The 21422-nt window shown below is 41.5% G+C and carries 23 protein-coding genes; 12 read left to right on the top strand and 11 right to left on the bottom strand.

The window, feature by feature from the left end; all coding sequences use genetic code 11:
* Positions 1 to 215 precede the first annotated feature (215 nt).
* The 6 genes from C1E24_RS18345 to C1E24_RS18315 all read right to left on the bottom strand — a co-directional run bounded on the left by C1E24_RS18345 (position 216) and on the right by C1E24_RS18315 (position 4683).
* Positions 216 to 689 carry a GNAT family N-acetyltransferase gene (locus C1E24_RS18345; protein ID WP_346765679.1) on the bottom strand — a complete coding sequence of 158 codons (474 nt, stop codon included), beginning with the start codon at positions 687 to 689 and terminating at the stop codon, positions 216 to 218.
* Positions 690 to 1034: 345 nt separating this feature from the next.
* On the bottom strand, positions 1035 to 1421 hold the full coding sequence (gloA2, locus tag C1E24_RS18335) for an SMU1112c/YaeR family gloxylase I-like metalloprotein (RefSeq protein ID WP_138483988.1): 387 nt from the start codon (positions 1419 to 1421) through the stop codon (positions 1035 to 1037).
* Between the two features lie 35 nt (positions 1422 to 1456).
* Positions 1457 to 1816 (bottom strand): GFA family protein, encoded by a 360-nt coding sequence (locus C1E24_RS18330; protein ID WP_138483986.1) that lies wholly within the window; start codon positions 1814 to 1816, stop codon positions 1457 to 1459.
* Between the two features lie 11 nt (positions 1817 to 1827).
* The gene (locus C1E24_RS18325) at positions 1828 to 2235 is read right to left on the bottom strand and encodes a VOC family protein (protein ID WP_138483984.1); all 408 of its coding nucleotides are present in this window, start codon (positions 2233 to 2235) and stop codon (positions 1828 to 1830) included.
* 22 nt (positions 2236 to 2257) lie between these two features.
* Entirely contained in the window at positions 2258 to 4285 is a 2028-nt protein-coding gene (locus C1E24_RS18320) for a winged helix-turn-helix domain-containing protein (RefSeq protein ID WP_138483982.1), read from the bottom strand.
* 2 nt (positions 4286 to 4287) lie between these two features.
* Complete coding sequence (locus C1E24_RS18315; protein ID WP_138483981.1) at positions 4288 to 4683, bottom strand: MerR family transcriptional regulator; 396 nt, start codon at positions 4681 to 4683, stop codon at positions 4288 to 4290.
* A 106-nt stretch (positions 4684 to 4789) separates the two neighbouring features.
* On the opposite strand from C1E24_RS18315, the gene C1E24_RS18310 reads away from it, so the two are divergent.
* From C1E24_RS18310 to C1E24_RS18295, 4 genes are all read left to right on the top strand, one after another.
* Entirely contained in the window at positions 4790 to 5122 is a 333-nt protein-coding gene (locus C1E24_RS18310; RefSeq protein ID WP_138483979.1) for a hypothetical protein, read from the top strand.
* 144 nt (positions 5123 to 5266) lie between these two features.
* Positions 5267 to 6610, top strand: a complete 1344-nt coding sequence (locus C1E24_RS18305; RefSeq protein WP_138483977.1) for a TolC family protein — start codon at positions 5267 to 5269, stop codon at positions 6608 to 6610.
* Positions 6607 to 7569, top strand: a complete 963-nt coding sequence (locus C1E24_RS18300; RefSeq protein WP_171040932.1) for an efflux RND transporter periplasmic adaptor subunit — start codon at positions 6607 to 6609, stop codon at positions 7567 to 7569. The genes C1E24_RS18305 and C1E24_RS18300 overlap by 4 nt, the downstream gene beginning before the upstream one ends.
* Positions 7570 to 7578: 9 nt before the next feature.
* Positions 7579 to 10695, top strand: coding sequence for an efflux RND transporter permease subunit (locus tag C1E24_RS18295; RefSeq protein ID WP_138483973.1), 3117 nt, complete (start codon positions 7579 to 7581; stop codon positions 10693 to 10695).
* 155 nt (positions 10696 to 10850) lie between these two features.
* Here C1E24_RS18295 and C1E24_RS18290 read toward each other — a convergent pair whose 3' ends face one another.
* Positions 10851 to 11540 carry a DUF3667 domain-containing protein gene (locus tag C1E24_RS18290; RefSeq protein WP_138483972.1) on the bottom strand — a complete coding sequence of 230 codons (690 nt, stop codon included), beginning with the start codon at positions 11538 to 11540 and terminating at the stop codon, positions 10851 to 10853.
* Positions 11541 to 12188: 648 nt separating this feature from the next.
* Here C1E24_RS18290 and C1E24_RS18285 point away from each other — a divergent pair.
* The 7 genes from C1E24_RS18285 to C1E24_RS18260 all read left to right on the top strand — a co-directional run bounded on the left by C1E24_RS18285 (position 12189) and on the right by C1E24_RS18260 (position 15903).
* Positions 12189 to 12470 (top strand): hypothetical protein, encoded by a 282-nt coding sequence (locus C1E24_RS18285; protein WP_240722050.1) that lies wholly within the window; start codon positions 12189 to 12191, stop codon positions 12468 to 12470.
* 11 nt (positions 12471 to 12481) lie between these two features.
* Positions 12482 to 12862, top strand: coding sequence for a hypothetical protein (locus C1E24_RS18280; RefSeq protein ID WP_138484002.1), 381 nt, complete (start codon positions 12482 to 12484; stop codon positions 12860 to 12862).
* A gap of 334 nt (positions 12863 to 13196) precedes the next feature.
* Positions 13197 to 13322: a hypothetical protein gene (locus C1E24_RS21195; RefSeq protein ID WP_276609886.1), complete on the top strand. Its 126-nt coding sequence runs from the start codon at positions 13197 to 13199 to the stop codon at positions 13320 to 13322.
* A gap of 128 nt (positions 13323 to 13450) precedes the next feature.
* Positions 13451 to 14038 (top strand): Crp/Fnr family transcriptional regulator, encoded by a 588-nt coding sequence (locus C1E24_RS18275; RefSeq protein ID WP_138483968.1) that lies wholly within the window; start codon positions 13451 to 13453, stop codon positions 14036 to 14038.
* An 83-nt stretch (positions 14039 to 14121) separates the two neighbouring features.
* On the top strand, positions 14122 to 14748 hold the full coding sequence (locus C1E24_RS18270) for a nitroreductase family protein (RefSeq protein ID WP_138483966.1): 627 nt from the start codon (positions 14122 to 14124) through the stop codon (positions 14746 to 14748).
* A complete protein-coding gene (locus C1E24_RS18265; RefSeq protein WP_138483964.1) occupies positions 14745 to 15197 on the top strand; it encodes a DMT family transporter in 453 nt (150 codons plus the stop codon). The genes C1E24_RS18270 and C1E24_RS18265 overlap by 4 nt, the downstream gene beginning before the upstream one ends.
* Before the next feature lie 4 nt (positions 15198 to 15201).
* Positions 15202 to 15903: a GNAT family N-acetyltransferase gene (locus tag C1E24_RS18260; RefSeq protein WP_138483962.1), complete on the top strand. Its 702-nt coding sequence runs from the start codon at positions 15202 to 15204 to the stop codon at positions 15901 to 15903.
* Between the two features lie 15 nt (positions 15904 to 15918).
* Here the strand turns inward: C1E24_RS18260 and C1E24_RS18255 are convergent, their stop codons facing one another.
* The 3 genes from C1E24_RS18255 to C1E24_RS18245 all read right to left on the bottom strand — a co-directional run bounded on the left by C1E24_RS18255 (position 15919) and on the right by C1E24_RS18245 (position 18914).
* Positions 15919 to 16323 (bottom strand): GFA family protein, encoded by a 405-nt coding sequence (locus tag C1E24_RS18255; protein WP_138483960.1) that lies wholly within the window; start codon positions 16321 to 16323, stop codon positions 15919 to 15921.
* A 78-nt stretch (positions 16324 to 16401) separates the two neighbouring features.
* The gene (locus C1E24_RS18250; RefSeq protein WP_138483958.1) at positions 16402 to 17271 is read right to left on the bottom strand and encodes an HDOD domain-containing protein; all 870 of its coding nucleotides are present in this window, start codon (positions 17269 to 17271) and stop codon (positions 16402 to 16404) included.
* Positions 17272 to 17354: 83 nt separating this feature from the next.
* Positions 17355 to 18914, bottom strand: coding sequence for a DEAD/DEAH box helicase (locus C1E24_RS18245; RefSeq protein ID WP_138483956.1), 1560 nt, complete (start codon positions 18912 to 18914; stop codon positions 17355 to 17357).
* A 420-nt stretch (positions 18915 to 19334) separates the two neighbouring features.
* Between C1E24_RS18245 and C1E24_RS18240 the strand changes: the two genes are divergently transcribed.
* Positions 19335 to 20267: a coiled-coil domain-containing protein gene (locus C1E24_RS18240; RefSeq protein ID WP_138483954.1), complete on the top strand. Its 933-nt coding sequence runs from the start codon at positions 19335 to 19337 to the stop codon at positions 20265 to 20267.
* A 55-nt stretch (positions 20268 to 20322) separates the two neighbouring features.
* On the opposite strand, the gene arsB is transcribed toward C1E24_RS18240, so the two are convergent.
* Positions 20323 to 21336, bottom strand: a complete 1014-nt coding sequence (gene arsB, locus C1E24_RS18235) for an ACR3 family arsenite efflux transporter (protein WP_138483953.1) — start codon at positions 21334 to 21336, stop codon at positions 20323 to 20325.
* Positions 21337 to 21422: the final 86 nt, after the last annotated feature.

Raw genomic sequence — 21422 nt, 5'->3', positions numbered from 1 at the left:
GACCAATATGTTATAAAACAAAGTAAATTCCAAGCATTTACTCTAAAACAATTAACGATTCTTTAATAAATTTAGGCAATTATGGTAAAAAATTCCAAGGTGATGAGAAATTAGACGGTTTTTATATTATTCAAAATGAAGCTATAGAACCTGACAAGTGATTAAACTTGACTGCTCTGTGCACATAAATGCTTGTTCTAAATTTTCAAAGTGCATTAATCTCGCTGTAACGCCACTTTTTCAATGCCATGAGCCGGTGTGAACTGCTTGAAAACTTTAAAACCATGTTTCTCATATAACTTAATTGCCGGTTGATTGACTGCAGCAGTCTCGACGATGGCATATTCAAACGCTTTGTTTTGAAGAACAAACTCAATTAATCGGCTAGCAATACCTTGTTTAAAATACAGAGGTGATACCGTTAAGCTGTCTATTTCTAGAGTTTTTTTTGCAATGCTCTCTACTGCTCCCTCGTTTAGGGTTATTTCAATTACACCCGCAAGCTCACCTTCAACAATAAAGCCATAAAACTCAGTTGTTGATGCTTGTATGTGTTCAACTGTGCGTGATAAAGGCGGAAAGTTTTCAACACCAATTAGATCAGCTTCGATTTTGTACGAGCTTTGAAAAACCCGATAGATTTGTAGGCTAACTTCAGAAGCAGAATTGTTTAATAGTTGGATCATCATCTTATTTATTATTGTTATAGAACAGTGCCGAGAATAATTCACTCAACAACCACAAGGTTATTTTTACTCAGCATTTTATGCGCAATGAAATTGTAAAGCACAAGCCAGACAAACACACTCGTTAAGACCGCGTAGCCTCTAAAAGCGGGTAAAAGCCAAATCATCATCACCACAACCAGCAAATATGTAGTGAGTACTGACGAAAGAAGTGTCAAAGATTTAAGCTTGAGCCTCACACCACAATGATTGCACTTAAAGTAGAACGGAAAAAAAGCGAGAGACATCGCAAAAGGCTCGATTTTTTCGTGGCACTTTGGGCAAATCGCATCAGACATCTTGGCTCCTCTAAACTTCATACAACTCTAAAGGTAAACCATCTGGGTCTTGGAAAAAAGTAAACCGCTTTCCAGTGTATTCATCCACACGAATAGCCTCGACATCAACCCCATGGTTTTCTAATGCCTTTACTTCAGTGTCGATACAATCAACACAAAAGGCCAAGTGCCTTAACCCTTGAGCTTCTGGGCGACTCACTCTTTTTGGCGCATTCACAAAAGAAAACAATTCAATTTGGCTGCCATCAGGCAAAGCCAAATCTAGCTTGAAAGAATCTCGCTCTGCTCGGTAATTTTCTGCAACGACTTGTAACCCTAAAACTTGTGTGTAAAAAGCTTTAGACCTTTCATAATCAGAACAAATAATTGCCGCATGATGAATGCCTTTTAAATTCAACCTCTTCTCCTCGCAAAATAGGACATTATCAAAACTTACTCATCTATAAACGTCCAAGTGTCCGCACCGTCAAAACGCCTTACCTTAATATCTTGCGAAACTTCAAGGTCCACCATACGAAAATTTACAGCGGTTTTCTCTCTACCGGTTTTTTCAGTCAAGGTGTAATGGGTAGTGCATCCACATTTTCCACAGCGATGAAAGTGTATGTATTCATCACCATGACTATAAATTTCTGTACCATCTTGGCCGATATTGAGCGAAACTTCTTGCGGAGGGTAGTTTCCCCACAGGGCTGCTAAACGATGGCAAATAGAGCAATTACAACTGGTAAGTGACTCAGGTTTCGGCATGATTAATTGAATATTCCCACAATGACAACTTGCATTTAGCATTCTATTTTCCTTTATTTTTTATTAAGTTGTAGTAAATCCCATTTGTTGCCGTAAAGGTCTTGAAATACCACTACTGTGCCATATTCCTCTTCTCGTGGCTCTTCATGAAACACCACGCCTTTACTTCTCATAAACTCATAATCGCGCCAAAAGTCATTAGAGTGAAGAAACAAAAACACTCGGCCACCGGTCTGATTACCGACTGCGTTTTTCTGCTCATCAGAACTCGCCTGCGCTAATAATAGATTCGTGCCATTCGAGTTTGGCGGCGACACTTGAACCCAGCGCTTTCCGCCTCCCAAGTCTGTATCTTCAACTAAGGTAAATCTAAGCTTATTTGTATAAAACTCAATGGCATCATCGTAGTTTTCAACCACTAAGGCAATACAGCCTATACTTTGCTCAATTTTTTCTGACATCTGCGACCCATCTATTTTTAACTTACTTGAATTCAACCATGACCAATTCGTTATTGGTTTTTACAAAATTATCGCCTAGCATTTTTAATGATTGTTTCGAAAAATCACTCATAAACAAATTGTTTTCATCAAAACGACCAATAACTTCAGCTTGCTCTAATGTTGGGTTATAAAGCCAAACTTTTTGCTGTTTATCTTGTAAGATGATCTCATTGCCTTTCACGTAATAGCGGCCCTGAAGTGTTAGAGTTGGCAGTGCTGTAATTGCTTGCCCCTGACCTGAAACAACTTTTTTAAGTTGGCTGCTGTCATTCAATATTAAGGTGTTGTCGGCTAACACCTGTGCCCAATGAAAAGGCCCTTCAAATAGAGTGCTAAGGCTATTCGTTTTTAAATCTATGGCAATGAGAGAGGTGTTTAATTCTGTTTCAGATTGTGCGTATAAGGCATTGGCTGTTGCTTGCAGCAATTGTTTTACTGGTACATTCAGCGGAAGCTTTTTTGGCTTAGGGTTTTCATCAGCAAGGTTTAAAAGCCAAGCATGATTTTCAATGAGATAAGCCACTCGATTTTTATCTAACCAAATGTGATCTGTAACATCCCCTACTTGAGTCAATTGCAAAAGTTGCTCACCTTGTTGCAGCCAAATTTGAGTTGAACCACTTCGGTTGCTGAGTACACTGATTTCACCTGTTTCAGGTCGGAATTTCCCCTGCATATCAGTAAATTTCGACGGCGCAATATCAACGACATCATTTAGCTGTGTTACAGAGCTTAATCGAACCTGATGATTGTCTCGACCGAGTAAAGCAAACAACTGCTGGTCAATAAACGTTAACTCCGACACTTGCATACTGCTGGCTAGGTTTGTGTTGCTGATGACGTTTCCCTGCGGGCTGTATTCTACAAGTGATTTATCTAGAGCTCCCCATAGGTTGCCATTGTCTGAAAATGTCATAACCAAGCTGCTCGAACCTATGGTTTGGTAGAAGCTTTTAGGCAAGCTAATAGCTTCAAGCTTGTGCTCTTTTAAGTCAAACATCTGTAATTGATTATTAAACTTTATAGCAAGTCGAGTTTTATCAGGCGATAAAAAAGCATTATCAATCTGACCTGCAAGCAGGCTAGTTTGCTGCTGTGTTTTAAGATCCAACGAAATCAGCTCTGACTGCCATTGTTTGTCGGTTTTAATAAATAAAAGTGTTTCATCGTTTATGAAAAGCGGTGTGTGATTGAAATCGTTTTGGCAAGGCAGTACACGAGTAAGCGCCTTAGTCTTGATATCTAACACTACTAACTCGGCGCATTTAACGCCATTTTGATCAGTAATTTGGCCAAAACACAGTTGATGTTTATCTTTAGCTAACACCATTCGGCCATAAACATGCACTTTCTCTAACAGCACTTCTCGCTGGTTGTTTTGTGTATTGTGAAGCACTAACTGGTTGCCAGCTTGTTTATCGATAAAGATAAATTCAGTCTTAGACAGCGGCATTACCTGAGCTAATTGCTCCGTTTGTGTATCTAAGCTGATTAAATTTGTCTGTACAGCTTCTGCTTTTATAGAAGGTTTATAAATCCAATGAATAGATGCAAATATGACGATTAAGAGTGAAACAAAGGCCAACAAAACAATTGGTTGATTCACGCGACTCTGTTTTATTTGATGGGCCGCTTTGACGCTTTGCTTTTCAAGTGCCTCGCCTTCAAATGCCTCAATTTCAAGCTTTTCACCTTTTAGACTATCACTAACCAAAACCAAGCTATAACCGCGTTTAGGATGCGTTTTAATAATAGCCTGCTGTTTGGCTGTATCGCCAAGAGACTTTCTCAGTTGTGCGATAACGCGTTGCAACGCATTAGGCGCAACAATCACATCTTGCCAAACTTGTTGCTGCAATTGCTCGTAACTGACTAGCTCACCTTGGGCATCGAATAGCACTTTAAGCACCGCCACCAGCCTAGGTTCGAGTTGGGTTACAGTGCCTTTTTTGCTTAATTCACCTGATTGCCAGTTTATGGTAAAACCATGAAAATGCGTCTGATGCATACTTAGTGAGCTCGCAAGTTCTGTAAGATATTGCACTGACTAGAATTTGCATCATCACAGCCGTCAAGCAACCCAGTTAGAGTTTGCTCTAATGCTTCAAGTTCAATTTTGGCTTTTTTAACTCGCTCTAACTGGGCTGCAATTATGTCATCAACATGATTATTATGCCCTTCGCAGGCATTGCCATGATCGCAACCAAGCACTTTTTTAATCTCTTCAAGGGGAATTTGTAAATCTCTACAACGGCGAATAAACGATAATCGCTCAACATCCTCTTGCTGATAAACGCGATACCCATTGGCGGCACGTGCGGGCTCAGGTAATAAACCAATCTCTTCGTAATAGCGAATGGTTTTACTGGTCACCTGAGTTAATTTTGAAAGCTCGGCAATTTTCATATTGACCTTCCTGTTACTGGAAGCTTTATAGTGGCCTTACACTAACGCACTTTTTATTCGTGTTAAATAGTTAAACTCATTTAAATTATTGGTTTATAGATTAGTCATGTTGAAATCGCGCATCGCATACATTTTTGTATTGGTCTTGCTGCACAGTTTATTAAACTGTGACCGCGCGCCTTTTCATGCCGATAATAGTCATGATGAACCTGTCCATGTGCATGAGTTAGTTAAATCGCCTCATTTCGATCAAGCCGATGACGGCTCTCAAGTCTTTCATGCTGATATTCATAACCACCACACTTGTCACAGCGGCAATAGCGTTAAAGTGCAAAATGTGCTGGCTTATAGCGAACAAATCAGCAGTTACAACCCTGCTTATCAAAGCAAAAGTTACCCGCCTTTAGTACCACCTCCGAGTTTACTCAATCACGCCTAGCGCACACATTTATAAATTTTGAACTGATTGCTTCTAGCTTCTAGCTTCTAGCTTCTAGCTTCTAGCTTCTAGCTTCTAGCTATCATCCAGTGTGCGCTCGACTGTTAATTTTCATCCAGAATTTTAATAAATTGAGTAATAAACATGAAAAAGATCTCATTTTTGATCATGGGTTTGGCTGTTTGTATACCCCAACCTGTGTTGGCTGAGCAAACGCCGCTTAGCCTAAAAACTGTGCTAAAACGCACACAAGCAAGCCACCCTAGTTTGCAACTTTACAAAGAAAAAGCAGCAGTTATCGAAGCGAATCGCTTACAAGCGGGTTTATCGCCTAACCCAGAATTAAGCTTCTCGCTCGAAAATGTATTCGGCAGTAACGAAGCAAAAGGTGTCAGTGGTATAGAAGGCACTTTACTTATTAGCCAACTGTTTGAACGAGGTGATAAAAAGCAGCGTCGTATTGCTGTGCAAGATAGCAAACTAGCGCAATTTCAGACTGAATACCAACTCACGCAACTCGATGTATTTGCTGATGCCACCGCGCAATATTATCAGGTGATGCGCTTGCAAAGCTTACTCGCGCTAAGTCAAACACAGCAAAGTACAGTATCGGATGCACTTAGCACCATTAAACAACGCGCAGCGGCAGGTGCGGTATCGAATGCGGATGTGGCTCGGATGCAGTTTGAATACGGAACATTACAGCTTGAACAACAGCAACTTGAAAGTGAATTTACAACAGCAAAACTGCGCCTTGCCCAGTTTTGGTTAGGTGAAACTGACTTCAAAACCGTTCAAAAACTACTGCCAACACCCAGAGACGTTAACAGCAATCTGAAAACAGAACTGACTTTGCCTAATTTAGCTGACTTACATAATACCATTGATATGGCCCCTGAAATTCAGCTTATCTCACAACAAGTTCTAGCTAAGCAAGCAACTATGCAATTGGCTTCAGCTAATTCAGTCGCTGATCTCACCCTTGGTACAGGAGTCAGATTTGATAATGCCAGCAACAGTGCTTCACTGCTGTTTGAAGCAGCAATGCCACTGCAACTCAGCAATCCGCAACAAGGCAATATTAAAGCGGCTCGTGCGCAAATCGACTTATTAAGTGAGCAGCAGCAATTAATTCGCCAATCTCTTAAACGGCAGATCAGCCAAACCTTCACCCAAGCTCAAAACCAACAGCTCAGACTCTTGCAGTTGCAAAGCCAATTGCTCCCTTTGGCAAAAACTTTAATCTCGCAAAGTTTAGACAGCTATCGTCTTGGGCAGATCTCAGTGCTGCAACTGTTAGATGCGCAAAAAGAGCGTTTCAATACCGAGCAAGCGATCATTGACACGCAAGTCGCACTGCTCAATTCACACCTGATGTTACAGCGCTTGATAGGCAACACCTCACTATCAGCTCTGAATAACGCTCATTCTCAGTCACCTCTCTCTAATCAAACTGCAATTTCTTCACCATGGAGCAACACACTATGAAATCATTAAAACTATCGACTATCGCCTTAACATTCGCTTTCTCATCGCTCGGGATGACTCATAGCACTATGGTTTTTGCTGGCGAAGGGCATGATCACGATGAAAAGACAACTTCGGCTCAGAAACAACCGCAACATGATGATGAAGAAAATGTGGTGGTGCTCACCGAGCAAGCCATTCTAGCCAATGGCATAAAAACTGAACGTGCGAGCAGTGGCACAATAAGCCAACACGACACCTTATTTGGCGTGGTTGCACCAACCATAGACAACACTTTCACCATCATGGCGCCTTATCAGGGCATTGTTGAAAAAGTATTTGTAGAAATTGGTGATCGAGTAACTAAAAGCCAGCCGTTACTCAACGTACAAAACCGCCAAACGCTTCAAAGCTATATCATCAAAAGTCCTGCCGATGGTGAAGTCACGGAACGTTTAATTGCGCAAGGGCAACTCGCCTTAGATCAAACCTTACTGACCATCATTAACCTTGAGCAAGTGTGGGTTGAGCTGTCGGCATTTCCTGAAAATATCGAAAAGCTCCAAATCGATCAAAGCGCTGATATTTACGATTTACACCAACACTTAAACACCTCGGGCAAGGTCTCGTATATCGCCCCTATGATGACAGGCGGACATATCGCTCGTGCAAGAGTGGTGATCAACAACCTTGACGGACACTGGCGACCGGGCATGCATGTGAAAGCCGATGTAAAAACAGCAGAGCTTACAAGCCAATTAAGAGTAAAACAAACCGCGATTCAAAGCTTAGAAGACGAAAACGTGGTGTTTGTTAAAACCGCAAATCGCTTTGAGGCGCGCCATGTAACACTTGGAGAAGCCAATCGCGAATGGGTGTCGGTCATTGAAGGTTTAAATGAGGGTGAAGAGTATGTCACTGAAAACAGTTACATCTTAAAAGCCGATCTTCTCAAAAACGGCGCAAGCCACGCGCATTAAGGAGCAGGTATGATTGATTTTATCGTTTCTTTTGCCGTAAAGCGTCGTTGGCTAGTCATGGCAGCCACTTTGCTGGTTGCCGCATTTGGTGTGTATAACATGACGCGCTTATCGATTGATGCGGTCCCAGACATTACCAACGTACAGGTGCAGATCAATACCAAAGCCACCGGTTTCACCCCGTTAGAAACTGAGCAACGGATCACCTATTTAATAGAAAATGCCATGGCAGGATTACCAAACCTCGAAACAACACGCTCGCTATCCCGTTATGGTTTATCTCAAGTCACGGTTATTTTTGACGAAGGCACCGATATTTACTGGGCAAGACAGCAAATTGGCGAGCGCTTACAAAGTGTTCGCAGCGAGTTGCCCATCAACATAGAGCCCAGTATGGGCCCTATTGCCAGTGGCTTGGGTGAAATATTTACCTATATTGTCAGAGCACAAGAGAGTGCCAAAAAGCCCGATGGCTCGCCTTATAGCGCAGAAGATCTTCGTACTTTGCAAGATTGGATCATCAAACCGCAACTGATGAAAGTTAAAGGGATCACAGAGATAAACAGCATCGGCGGGTTTGAAAAGCAATATCAAGTCGCCCCAGAGCCGAGCAAGCTACTGGCGTATAAACTCACCATTGCTGATGTGGTTAATGCGCTTGAGCAAAATAATGCCAATCGCGGTGCAGGTTATATTGAGCGCAATGGTATGCAATATTTGGTTCGCTCCCCCGGGCAATTGAAAACCCTGACTGACATTGAACAACTTGTTGTCGCAAGACGTGACGATGCACCTGTTCGTATTAAAGACATCGGTACGGTTTCTTACGGCAAAGAGCTGAGAACTGGCGCTGCCAGCTATGGCGGTGAAGAAGCAGTACTCGGCACGGCAATGATGTTAATGGGCGAAAACAGTCGTGTGGTTGCCAAAGCCGTTTCCGATAAACTGCCGTCAATTCAAAGCAGTTTACCTAACGGCGTTATCGTTGAAGCCGTTTACGACCGCACAACCTTAGTTGATAAAACCATAGCCACCATTGAGAAGAACCTATTTGAGGGCGCGGTGTTGGTCATCGTGATTTTGTTTTTATTACTTGGCAACATCACAGGCGCACTCATCACGGCACTGGTTATTCCACTGAGTATGTTGTTTGCCATGACGGGCATGGTAAGCAATCGCGTATCGGGTAACTTAATGAGCTTAGGGGCCATCGATTTTGGTTTAATAGTCGACGGCGCGGTAATAGTTGTTGAAAATGCTTTGCGCCGTTTGGGATTAGCCCAACACCAACACGGCCGCTTGCTGACCTTACAAGAGCGCTTAGACGTTGTGTATCACAGTACCAAAGAGGTCTTTAATCCCGCCGCATTTGGCATGCTGATCATCATGTTGGTGTATTTACCCTTATTTGCTCTAGAAGGCGTCGAGGGCAAGATGTTCCAGCCGATGGCGTTTACCGTCATTGCCGCATTAATTGGCGCGCTGATCTTCTCAATCACTTTTGTACCAGCTGCCATTGCCATTTTTGTTAAAGGTAAAATTGAAGAAAAAGAAAATCGAGTCATGCGTTCAGCAAAAGCCATTTACCGGCCTTTACTCGCTTTCTCTTTGAAACACTCTGTTGCGCTAGTCGCCGTGGCATTCACTTTTGTAGGAATTGTCGCTTGGCAAGCACAAAAACTTGGGGCTGAATTTTTACCTAAACTCGACGAAGGCGATATCGCCATGCACGCGATGAGGATCACAGGCACAGGGTTAGAGCAATCGGTTGAAATGCAGTTAACCCTTGAACGCACCATTAAAACCATGCCCGAAGTGGCGCATGTGTTCTCAAAAATTGGCACACCTGATGTTGCCACCGATCCTATGCCGCCGAATGTGGCAGACACCTTTATGATCTTAAAGCCTAAATCTGAATGGCCCAATCCTGATGAAAGTAAAGCCGATGTACTTGCTCGACTCAGAGCAAAAGTCGCTGACATACCGGGTAATAACTATGAGTTTACTCAGCCCATTGAAATGCGTTTTAACGAATTAATCGCCGGTGTGCGCGCCGATGTGGCACTACGCATTTATGGCGATGACTTAAGTGTACTTAAACAATATGGTGAAAAAGCCACGGCCTTATTGAAAACTGTAAAAGGTGCCACCGATGTGCGTTTAGAGCAAATGGCTGGCTTACCGACTTTATCGGTTGAACCGCAGCGTGATCATTTGGCGTTACTCGGCTTAACCGTCAGTGATATTCAAGACACCCTCGCCGCTGCAGTCGGTGGTGTTGAAACAGGCCTAATTTATGAAGGTGACAAACGCTTTAAACTCTTAGTCAGGCTTGATAAACAATGGGCGCAAGATTTAGAGGCCTTAAAATCACTGCCTGTGGCTTTGCCTGCAAGTCAAAACCCAGATCTGGCGTTTGTGCCATTAGGCGAAGTGGCCAATATCTCGTTAACCACAGGACCGAATCAAATTAATCGTGAAAGCGGCAAACGCAATGTGATTGTCACCGCCAACGTTGATGAACGAGATTTAGCCAGCTTTATCAGTGAAACAAAAACGCTTATGAATGGCGAACTCAATCTTCCTGCAGGTTATTGGCTTGATTATGGGGGAACTTTTGAGCAACTCGAATCGGCCAGCCAACGACTTAGTATTGTTGTGCCTGTGACTTTATTATTAATACTTGGCCTGCTTTATAGCGCGTTTAATTCAATCAGGGATGCATTGGTGATTTTCAGTGGTGTGCCATTGGCGTTAACCGGTGGCATGTTGGCTTTAGTGCTCAGAGACATGCCTTTTTCAATTTCTGCCGCAGTCGGCTTTATCGCCCTCTCAGGTGTCGCAGTGCTAAACGGCGTGGTGATGCTGTCGTTTATCAAGCAGCTCAGGGAGCAAGGCTTAAACTTATACCAAGCCATCGAGCAAGGGGCCTTACAAAGGCTGCGCCCAGTGATGATGACCGCCCTAGTCGCCAGTCTCGGTTTTTTGCCCATGGCGCTGAATGTCGGCACAGGAGCAGAAGTACAAAGGCCTCTGGCTACCGTCGTCGTCGGCGGTATTATTACCTCGACACTACTGACTTTGGTCGTATTACCTGCGCTTTATAAATTGGTTTATCGAAGATAACGGTATTTTCTTTTCTAAAGTAACCTTTCCTAAAGTAACCTTTTCTAAAGTAATCATTTCAAAAATAGCCACTTTAAGAAGCAGTGTTGGAACCCTGCTTCTTATTTAGAGTATATGAAGTGTATTTTTGATTAGATAAAATTAGACAGGAACTTTTATTTACCCAATACAACATCAAACATAACACCCATAGTCGCCATATATACCAAATAAATTAAACCTGACTTTAAAATTGTGACCCACCATGATGCCTGATACATGGTTTTAAATGCTGTTATAAAATACCACAATGCATATAACAAAATAGGTGCCTGCAGAAGGAGGAAAACACTATGCTTTTGCTCTAATACCTCAAGTGGCCCCATTAAAATCAAGACCAAATAACTCATGGTATGAACATGTAACGAAAACACAATATTACTCACCATGTAACTATTTGGGTAAAGTGCTTTTACGTAGAGAGCAAATAGAGGGAACAAAATAAACATCGCTTTAGAATACAAATCTAAAGACGAAGCTGAGTGATCTTCTGCGACAATAAAGAATTGTTGAAATGTCGAAAATAATAAGAAAAAGATCACACTGACAACTAAGTAAAGCCTGAGTGGTGGCGTATATTTAGCTCGCATTCCATGCTCATACTCGTATGAAGCCAAGCCCGGTTTAGTACAAAGGGTTTTAAGCGTTCGAGACAACCTGCCATCAATGTCTAATAATTCATGCACAGATTCTTTTATAAAAGGAATAAGTGGTTGCCTAGTTGATTTAATACTTTGCCCACATTGAGAGCAAAACTTCGAGTCTTCAGATAACAAGGCTTGGCAATTCTTACAATTCAGTTCCATATAATTATTCGCTATTCACTTAAAAACTATAGGTTTTTAAGTTGCTATATGACTTTTATCCATTTCATATTAGATATTCGAGCAACGCAAGTACTATTGAAGATAAAAGGTTACTTTAATTCTAATTAGACTCTCCCCCTTCAACGAGTAATGACTTTGGTCGTATTGTTAACTTTATGAAGTTTGATTTATAAATACCTCGCAAACGCGTTTTTGATGACATTAAAGCAGCTTGTATTAAACAAGCTGTTTTTATTGCTAAAGGCTTGGGTTTATACCACGCCAGAATGGCAACAAGCGCGATGTAAAATCGACGCCCACAGGCTAAAACCATGCAAATCAGTAGGCTTGGGTTTACCCCACGACAAATAGCAACAAGCGCGATGAAAAATCGACGCCTAAACAATAAAACCGTGCAGTTCCGTAGGCTTGGGTTTATCCCACGGCAAAACAAAATATATCTGGCTGATTTTTAAAGTCACTTTCGATAAAATAACCAATTAACAAATGTTCAATTCCACACTCATCGCGCACTAAACTAAGGCAAATCTCATTTCTCACAGAATTCACTTTAGCTCCACACTATTAATCACCTACTCAATTGGCGCGTTTACTTGCTTTTTATTACACGCGTTTTTTGCGTTCCCTGTGGTTTTAGCTGCAAGTCTTCCTGCATTTGTCGCAAGCTTTATTCCGAGCAATGAAAAACTCGCGCACCACCCCCATGCAACCTTGTATGCAGGCTGTTTTACCGGTATGTGCTCTGTCGAATTAATAGAAAGCTTGTGGGCGTTATCGCTTATTTGCTTAATAGGCACCTTGCTTTATGTTTCAAGTATTCGCCTATTCAGTGGTTTTGGCGGACGACTTGGCGGCATTGCATTTACCTCAGTCGCTATATTTGTGCTTACTCGACAGGTATGGGTGTAATGCTTAGTTCTATTTCTATTGACCTGTTACTTATTTCTTTATTGGGCGCAATCTCAACCTACCTACTAGCAAAACGAAACCGCTTTGATGCCATTCGTGCATCGAGCTGCTTATCTATTTTAGCCTATAGCATTTTTTACTTAATTGGTTTGAATACTGAACTTTATAGTTTGGTCTTTTTTGGTAGTACTTTTGTGGGCATGAGTGCCCCTATTCGGTTTGGTCTTGAAAGCATCTGTTTGTCTGCAGTTTTATTTACACTGTTTTTTGAATATCTCATCCCTGGCCTAACTGGTTTCGGTGGCGCACTTGGGATCAGTGCATTCTTGTCAGTATGTATTTCACACATCACATTTCTACTATTATCCAAGATAAAAAGGTTTGTACCCTAAACTTTCACAAAACCTATTAAATTAAATATAAATCAGAACCTTAAAACCAAAGCCCATAAGAAGCACTAATCTAATAACCTAATTCACTTTCGCTTTCGAACCAATTTACTTTTATATCTAATTATTTATTAACGATATAAATTAAAGTTATATGCACAAGAAAGCCATCTAACAAAATAATTAAAAATATTTAAAAACAGAAACTTAAAGCAGAAAAATCACAATGTTAGAACTCTTAATTATCCCGAGTAATAAAAAGATCAAAAAACAACCTTGATAATTCGAACTCTAATTATTAGACTAATAAGCGAATGAACAAAATAAAGAGGAAATCATGAATACTTCTAAAAGCCTTACAGAGCTTATCTGTTTCTACACAATTCTTTCTGTTGGTTATGTTTTCGCTATCTGCTCTGAAATCGTAAACTATAACCCTAAGTGGTCTCACTCGAACCGCTAATTATAGTATGGCCAGTTCGCTGGCCACCAAACCCTTCCTAATTCACAGCCTCACTTTCATGTTAACTCTTACCTATCCTTTTATTAGTTGTTATAGTCAAAGCCTTTACATTATTTTGGTTTACCTCATTGCAAGCAGCATTTACCCATTTAGAACAAACACTTACTAAATACGCGTCATTATCAGGTCAAGCTTTAAACAGCTACTTTAGTGCCTGCCAGTATACTCACATTGCTAAAGGCACAACCTTGTATGCCATTGGTGAAATACCCAGTAGTTTTGCCTTTATTCATAAAGGATTGATGCGCGCTTATTTGATAGATGCAGAAGGTAATGAGTTTAATAAAAACTTCTTTGCTGAAGGACGGTTTCCTGGCTCAATGAGTGCCTTACTAAAGAATGAAACTAGTTTTTTAGCCATAGAAGCACTCGAAGATTGTGACATCATAACCATAGATTTTAAACAATTTCGCCGTGAGTTGTTTGCTGATAATGAACTTATGGCATTTCATATCAACTATTTAGAGCAACATTGGCTGTTAGAAAAAGAGCCAAAAGAAATAGGGTACTTACAACACGAAGCAAAACAGCGATATATGATGTTTTTAGACAAGTACGAGGCAATTTTGTCTAGACTCCCTCAGTACCATATTGCCAGTTATCTAGGGATCACGCCTACCCAACTCAGTCGCATTAGAAAAGATTTAAATATTTAATTGCTTTTATCAACATATGTAAAGGCGTTCAAAGTTCAGCTTTCATAAACTTACCACATCAACCACATACAGGAATGAAAGCTATGAACTATTTAGATGCACTAAACTGGCGCTACGCTGTAAAAGAATTTTCGAACCAGACTTTATCGCAAACGCAAATTGATGGCCTAGTTGAGAGCGTCAGACTCAGTGCCAGCGCTTATGGTTTGCAACCTTACAAGCTTTTAATTGTTGAAAGTGCTGCGCTTAAGAATGCTTGCTTATCGTTTAGTTACGGGCAAAACAAAGTAGCAGAGTGCTCACATTTATTAGTATTGGCGAATTACACCAAGATCACCGCTGACGCTATCAACACTTATATTAGCGAGCTCGCGGTATCTCAAGGCAAAGAAGCTGAAGCATTATCGGCTTATAAAGACATTATCTCGCAAGACATTTTGAGTAAGACATCAGCACAGCAAAGTGCTTGGGCAGAACAGCAATGCTACATCGCGCTTGGCAAACTTCTCAGTTATGCAGCAATGCATCAAATTGATGCAGGCCCTATGACAGGATTTGATACTCAAGGGATCAACCAAGTGCTTGAGCTCGATAAACAAGGGCTCAATGCCGCTATTCTTTGTCCTGTCGGCATTCGTAGTAAAAATGACACCACTGCAACTCGACCTAAATTTCGAAAAACAACCGAGCAGTTGGTGGTAACATTATGAATTCGCTCGGTATGCTGGCAATTCTTGCTGGCGGCTGTATTGCTATCCAGGCAGCCATGAATGCAAGGCTCGGGGTACACTTAAACAGTGCGCTTCTAGCCACAGGTTTTGCGTTTTTAGCAAGCTTTGCGCTTATCACCAGCTTTATTGTGCTCAGCCAGTTTAAGACGCTGCAAATCACTTATAGCAACATACAGCTGGCAAGTGTGCCCTGGTATTTGTGGTTTTCTTGCGCGTTGAGTGTGGTCGGTGTCGGTGCTATGTATTGGCTCATTCCAAAAATGGGCGCTGGAATGATGATGAGTTATGCCCTCACTGGCCAGCTTGTTATCGCCATGCTGATCAGCCATTTTGGACTATTTGAAAGCCCACAAAAACTCATAACCAGTAGCAAACTATTAGGCAGCGCACTACTTATCATCGGTATTATTTTAATTAACAGGGACTAAGATCATGACTTCAAAACTAGCAAAAAACTTACAGAATTTAGACGCCTTTTGGTCTGCAATGGCGCACCGCACTGAGAAGCAAAAGGAGCAAAAAAGCGAACAACAACTAAAAATACATACCAATTGGCCAAATAAAGCTTGGCAGGCTGACTTTGCTTTAGGTTACTCAGAAAAAGAGTATCCATTACCCGCAGGCAAATCTAGAGTGACGATTTTAAGGCCTACAGAGCATAGTTCAGAGCAAGTAAAAATGTCACTGCAGGCCATGGTTTTGCCTTTGCACGAGACACACTTTAATGGGTCAAGCCAAGTTGAAGTGCTCACTCAGCCAGATGATTTACCATCTTGGGCTCAAGCTTGTTCAAACGCATTTGGTTATAGCATCGCGCCAGAAGCTCTGTTACCTCTACTTACAAACCCAAATGCTACTTTGTTTTCTTATAAGGTTGACGGGACCATAGCTGGCACAGCCATCGCATTTCAAAGCGATGACGTGATGGGCGTGCATCAAGTAGGTGTCGATCCTAATTTTAGAGGCCAAGGCATAGCAAAAACACTTATGCATCACCTGGTTGATTTTGCTAAGCGCCAAGATACTCGTTTAATGACGCTACAAGCTTCAAAAGCAGGTTTACCACTTTACCAACAAATGGGATTCAGCTTGCTCGCTGAGGTTTATCACCTAGAGCCCAGCCAAGAAATATAGACCACATTAAAATTCTTATTGCCGGTTTGGCTCGTGGGCTTCGTAATGGGGTAAATCTTGATTTAGGCTATCCCAGCACGCTTTTGATGTAACGAAGTTATGAGAGATTGGGCGCTCTGTTATGTCAGAATCTAAAATGCCTAGCCTTAACCGGTAACGGCTCAGATCAGCTTCATTTGAACTATAAATAGGTGATGCACAAGTCTTACAAAAATGCCTTTTTCTGCCCGGCTTCATCTCGTAAAAGCTTATATTCTCTTCGCCAGCAGTGATTTTAAATTCACTCGCATTAACAAAGCCATTGGTAGCAAATGCAGTACCGCTCGATTTACGACACAAAGAACAATGACAGTGAATAATAGAACTGATCTGTCCTACTTCAATTTTAACCTCGCCGCATAAACAGCTTCCTTGATACATGCTTACCCCTCTTTAAAAAACCGCTGAAGCTTATTGCTAGTTATAATAAAGAGAATTTAAGCAAAGCAAAACCGAAAGTTAGTTTAAAAGCTGATTATATAATTCATGCGCTTGCTCAAGCGCAGCCTTTCCATCATCCAATGCTCTAATTGAATTAAGATGTGCCCTGGCCCAATTAGCTAAGGCCGGTATTTTTTTTATTTCTTGAATGACAGTTTTTTTTGTCACACCTTGCATGTTATAAACCATTTCACTGCAGAGATCGGCCAATTGAATCACTCTGATGAGGTGATTTATTTCATCTGCCTCTTTCGTTTGTTCAGATAATTCATAGTGGTGATGATGTGCAACCACATTAGAGATAAGTTTAGGTACTCCCCATTGATGGCAGATTAACTCCGATAGATTAGCGTGCGATTCTTTAAATAAGCTCTTTTCAGCCTCGACATGCTGAGCTGGTGTTGACCAAACATAATCATCAATATGATTAAATTGCTCTTGGCTTTCTTGAAAGCGAAGAAATAAGCCTAAATCGTGAAGTAAGCCGGCCAAGTAAGCTTGTTCAGGCTTAATATTGCACTCATTCAAATGACTGGCTATTAACCTAGCTAAACAAGCGACTTCAATTGAGTGCTGCCAAAGCCTTTTTTCTGACATTGTGACAGGTAGAAATACCTTGGTGACCGCAATAGAAGCCAATAAACTATGGATTTGATCTATACCAATCCTAATAACCGCATCGTGAATATTAGTTATGGGTTGGTGAGTGCCAAACAAGACGCTATTGCTTAATTTTATAGTACGTAATGCAAACGTGGGATCTGACTCCGCAAGGTGGATAACTTTGTTGAAATAGTCAGGATCATCAACAGACAAAGACAAGAGTTGAGTTATCACACTTGGCAACATAGGAATGTTGTCAATTTGTTTTGCTAGCGCATTCGGCATATAGCATCCTCAAAACGAAGCCCATACTAAAAGTATAGGCCTTGATTCAAAAAACTAACAAAATGCTTTAGTGTGAATTTACATTATCCACGTGTATTTCTGTAACTACTTCTTTTCGGTCTGTTCGTACTATCATTGCTGCCATTTCTCGAACGGCCACTGCTGCTTGGGCGATTACTATTATTTGAGCGATTACTATTATTCGGCTTTCCCTGCTCACTGCGTTGCCCTTGACCGCTCGGCTTGTTATTGCCATTTTGTGGTTTGCGATTTCCCGAGTTAGGCTTATTTCTGCGTGGTTTATTTGCGTTCGATTTATCACCTTCAACGCGATTACCTTGCGACCTAGGCTTTGACTTCGGCTTAGTTGCGTTGCTTGAATTTGGTTTAGCTTTACTCTGCTGATTACCAGTTGACGCTTTCTCACCATCCACTTGCTTAGGCTTTTTTGGCTTCTTAGGTTTTTTCTTTTTCAGCGGACGTGTGTCTAGTTTAGATTCTGGCACTGGGTTTTGCGGTTCAAACCCCGGCTCAATTTTACGCGGAATAAGCTCTTGAATGAGTCGCTCAATCCCAAATAAATCATCGGCATCTTCATGAGTTACAAACGATACAGCCTCGCCAGTTGCGCCTGCACGACCAGTACGGCCAATTCGATGCACATAATCTTCATATACATTTGGTAAATCGAAGTTAACCACATTAGGTAATTCTTGAATGTCTAACCCACGAGCAACAATGTCAGTTGCCACCAGCACACGCACTTCGCCATCTTTAAAACCCGCGAGAGCTTTCATACGAGCGTTTTGGCTCTTATTACCATGAATAGCTGCAGCCGCAATTTTTGCTTTTTCTAAATCGCGAACCAAGCGGTTTGCACCGTGCTTAGTGCGAGTAAAGACAAGCACCTGTTGCCAGTTATGAGTTTTCACTAAATGCTTAAGTAACCCAGTACGTTTACTTCTATCAACTTCATAAACACTTTGCTCAATGCTTTTCACTGTACTGTTCGCTGGTGCCACTGAAATCTCAACCGGATCGTTAATAAGGCCCTTCGCCAGTTCACGAATTTCATCAGAGAAAGTCGCTGAGAACATTAAGTTTTGACGATTTTTTGGCAACAGTTTAATCACGCGCTTAATGTCGTGAATAAAGCCCATATCTAACATGCGATCTGCTTCGTCTAAAACGAATAGCTCTAATCTGTCGAACTTAATGGCATTTTGCTGGAATAAATCGAGTAAACGGCCCGGTGTTGCGACTAAGATGTCTGCACCACGACGCAACTTCATCATTTGCGGGTTAATTTTCACCCCACCGTACACAACCTGTGTCGACAAATTTAAATGCTGAGAGTAAGTTTCAACATTCTGCCAAACCTGATCCGCAAGCTCACGCGTCGGTGTTAATACCAGTGCACGCACTTGATTCGCTCTGGCTTTATCCCCTTTACTCAGTAGTTCAAGCATAGGCAGTGTAAAGCCCGCCGTTTTACCTGTTCCCGTTTGTGCAGCAGCCATCACGTCTCTGCCCTCTAAAACGGCAGGAATAGCTTGTGCTTGAATGGGAGTTGGTTGGGTATAACCTTTGTCGGTTAAAGCTTGAAGAATATTTTGGGATAAAGCGAGATCAGGAAATTGCATATATTTACTCAAATTTGTAAGGCGATGCAGAGTACAGGAATAAAGGAATGTAAGCAATTTAAGCTTAGTAATAGTTTTAATTAAATGAAAACAGGGCTTTTAACTTTCACTCCTTTGGAGTTTTTAAAATAGAGCTTATAAACTCTCTCGAACATGGCTTAATTACTTCGCTAATACTAAGAAACTAAGAAATGCAAAACTACTAGTGCATTTTTATAGTTTTTCAAGTTTTTTATTTTCGCAACTGGTTATTGAGTTTATTGCAACTATACTCATCTTGCTTTTGCTTACTTGTAATGGACACTTTTGATAGGGATTTCTAAGGATATCTAGCCACTCATAATGTATCCGCCAGTATTGATACTGACCCTTACACTATCCGTCGACTGGTATCTCCGTTGAACAATCGGAGGAATGACGATGAAAAAATCAGTAATGTGTAAATCACTGATCACTGCCAGCATTCTCGCTGGCCTATCTCTAACTGCTTATGCAGGTTCAAATAAAGGCTCAACACCTAAAGGTAAACCCTTTGTAGAACTTCAAGGCCAAATCGTTGAAGTCGAAGGTAAAATTGCCACACTTCAAGATCAGGTCAATGCCTTAGTTGCACGCGTTGACACCATTGAAGACAGAGTCGGCGCTAATGAAGACGCCATTGTATCTTTAACAGCAACCAATGCCAGCCTTCAAGCGCAAATTGACGCCAACGCCGATGACATTTCTTCTTTGCAAACGCAAGTTGATGCGCTCGAAGTTGAAAATGCCGACTTGCAAGCACAAATTGATGATTTAGGTGGTGCTGATGACGACTTACAATCTCAAATTGACGCCAACAATGCGCTTATCACTTCATTGAACCAATCAATTAATGACATGGGGGTGTCATTACAATCACAGATAGACAATAACCTTCAACTCATCGCACTGCTGGAAAATGAAATTGAGAATATCAATGACTCTCTGGCTATGAAACAAATGATTGTCTCGGGCTCTTGCCCTGCTGGTCAGTCTATTAGAGAGATCTATGATAATGGCAGTGTCGCATGTGAAGTCGACGATGTAGGAGGTGGCAGTGGTGCAATAAGCCAAGTGAGAGTCTATTCATATGGCTATGTCGCTAGTTATTCTTCTGGCTATGTATATGCCACTTGTCCAAATGGATACACACTTACAGGAGGGGGGACTCAACACCACTCTGGATACTATGGTTATGAAATATCAAGGCCATACCAGCACTCCGGTACTGCATACGATTATTACTGGTCAGCTAGAACTTGGCAGACTTATATCTCGTATCCTTACTACGGTACATACTTACATGCATTCGCAGTGTGTATAAAATTTAACTAACTATAATTTTAAATAAATATAGTTATGAAGATGGGCTCAGCCCATCTTCTCTTTGTTAAAACCAATGACGCGTTTTATTTGCAAACCCCACAAGACTGAGCATCACAGGTACTTCGACCAAAACGCCCACTACAGTTGCAAGCGCAGCGCCCGAATGCAGGCCGAACATTGAAATAGCCACTGCAACTGCCAGTTCAAAAAAGTTAGAGGTGCTGATCATACATGCGGGTGCGGCAATGTTATGAGGTAACTTTAGCTTTTTAGCAAGCCAATACGCCAATGCAAAAATACCATAAGTTTGAATAAGTAGCGGAATAGCAATTAAGCCGATGACTTGCGGCTGTTCAATAATCGTTTGTGCTTGAAAGCCAAATAGTAGTACCACTGTGCCTAGCAAACCAATAACGGAAAAAGGTTTGATACCAGCCAAAAAGCGGTTTAACTGCGCCTCACCCTGCTGTTTCAGTAAAAAACGTCGAAATGCAAAACCTGCAGCCAATGGGATCAAAACATAGAGTACGACTGAGATAATCAATGTTTCCCAAGGGACTGTAATGTCACTCACCCCAAGCAAAAGCGCGGTGATCGGCGCAAACGCAAATGCCATGATGATGTCGTTCACCGACACCTGCACAAGGGTATAGTTTGCATCTCCTTGCGTCAGTTGACTCCATACAAATACCATCGCGGTACAGGGCGCAACACCCAATAAAATCATTCCTGCTATGTACTCGTTCGCACTTTGTGGATCAACCATTGACACAAAAAAGACTTTAAAAAACAACCAGCCTAACAAAGCCATTGAGAAGGGTTTGATCAACCAATTGAGTACCAAAGTGAGAATGATCCCTTTCGGTTTTTTGCCGACATCTTTAATGGCTGCAAAGTCAACTTGCACCATCATAGGAAAAATCATCACCCAAATGAGCAAAGCAACGACTAAATTGACATGAAAGAATTCTAAACCTGCTACAACTGCAAATGCGTCAGGCATAAAGTTACCTGCAACCACGCCAACTAAGATACTTAGTCCAACCCAAACAGATAAATATCGCTCAAATAGCCCCATACTTTTCTCACTTTTAACTGGCTTATGCTTGTGTCAAACAGTGCCGACAAGAACATATGAATTTTCATATATTCTAAGCCAATCAA

Origin of the sequence: Pseudoalteromonas phenolica (genome assembly GCF_005876835.1) — a bacterium.
Taxonomy (GTDB): Bacteria; Pseudomonadota; Gammaproteobacteria; order Enterobacterales; family Alteromonadaceae; genus Pseudoalteromonas; species Pseudoalteromonas phenolica_B.
The sequence above is the reverse complement of the archived record's forward strand: the minus strand, read 5'-3'. Positions and strand labels throughout refer to the sequence as shown.

Excerpts from the sequence above, each read along its gene's own strand:
- C1E24_RS18345 (WP_346765679.1), bottom strand. The coding sequence starts at position 689 with ATGATGATCCAACTATTAAACAATTCTGCTTCTGAAGTTAGCCTACAA.
- C1E24_RS18330 (WP_138483986.1), bottom strand. The coding sequence starts at position 1,816 with ATGCTAAATGCAAGTTGTCATTGTGGGAATATTCAATTAATCATGCCG.
- C1E24_RS18325 (WP_138483984.1), bottom strand. The coding sequence starts at position 2,235 with ATGTCAGAAAAAATTGAGCAAAGTATAGGCTGTATTGCCTTAGTGGTT.
- C1E24_RS18320 (WP_138483982.1), bottom strand. The coding sequence starts at position 4,285 with ATGCATCAGACGCATTTTCATGGTTTTACCATAAACTGGCAATCAGGT.
- C1E24_RS18315 (WP_138483981.1), bottom strand. The coding sequence starts at position 4,683 with ATGAAAATTGCCGAGCTTTCAAAATTAACTCAGGTGACCAGTAAAACC.
- C1E24_RS18310 (WP_138483979.1), top strand. The coding sequence starts at position 4,790 with ATGTTGAAATCGCGCATCGCATACATTTTTGTATTGGTCTTGCTGCAC.
- C1E24_RS18305 (WP_138483977.1), top strand. The coding sequence starts at position 5,267 with ATGAAAAAGATCTCATTTTTGATCATGGGTTTGGCTGTTTGTATACCC.
- C1E24_RS18300 (WP_171040932.1), top strand. The coding sequence starts at position 6,607 with ATGAAATCATTAAAACTATCGACTATCGCCTTAACATTCGCTTTCTCA.
- C1E24_RS18295 (WP_138483973.1), top strand. The coding sequence starts at position 7,579 with ATGATTGATTTTATCGTTTCTTTTGCCGTAAAGCGTCGTTGGCTAGTC.
- C1E24_RS18290 (WP_138483972.1), bottom strand. The coding sequence starts at position 11,540 with ATGGAACTGAATTGTAAGAATTGCCAAGCCTTGTTATCTGAAGACTCG.
- C1E24_RS21195 (WP_276609886.1), top strand. The coding sequence starts at position 13,197 with ATGAATACTTCTAAAAGCCTTACAGAGCTTATCTGTTTCTACACAATT.
- C1E24_RS18270 (WP_138483966.1), top strand. The coding sequence starts at position 14,122 with ATGAACTATTTAGATGCACTAAACTGGCGCTACGCTGTAAAAGAATTT.
- C1E24_RS18265 (WP_138483964.1), top strand. The coding sequence starts at position 14,745 with ATGAATTCGCTCGGTATGCTGGCAATTCTTGCTGGCGGCTGTATTGCT.
- C1E24_RS18260 (WP_138483962.1), top strand. The coding sequence starts at position 15,202 with ATGACTTCAAAACTAGCAAAAAACTTACAGAATTTAGACGCCTTTTGG.
- C1E24_RS18255 (WP_138483960.1), bottom strand. The coding sequence starts at position 16,323 with ATGTATCAAGGAAGCTGTTTATGCGGCGAGGTTAAAATTGAAGTAGGA.
- C1E24_RS18250 (WP_138483958.1), bottom strand. The coding sequence starts at position 17,271 with ATGCCGAATGCGCTAGCAAAACAAATTGACAACATTCCTATGTTGCCA.
- C1E24_RS18245 (WP_138483956.1), bottom strand. The coding sequence starts at position 18,914 with ATGCAATTTCCTGATCTCGCTTTATCCCAAAATATTCTTCAAGCTTTA.
- C1E24_RS18240 (WP_138483954.1), top strand. The coding sequence starts at position 19,335 with ATGAAAAAATCAGTAATGTGTAAATCACTGATCACTGCCAGCATTCTC.
- arsB (WP_138483953.1), bottom strand. The coding sequence starts at position 21,336 with ATGGGGCTATTTGAGCGATATTTATCTGTTTGGGTTGGACTAAGTATC.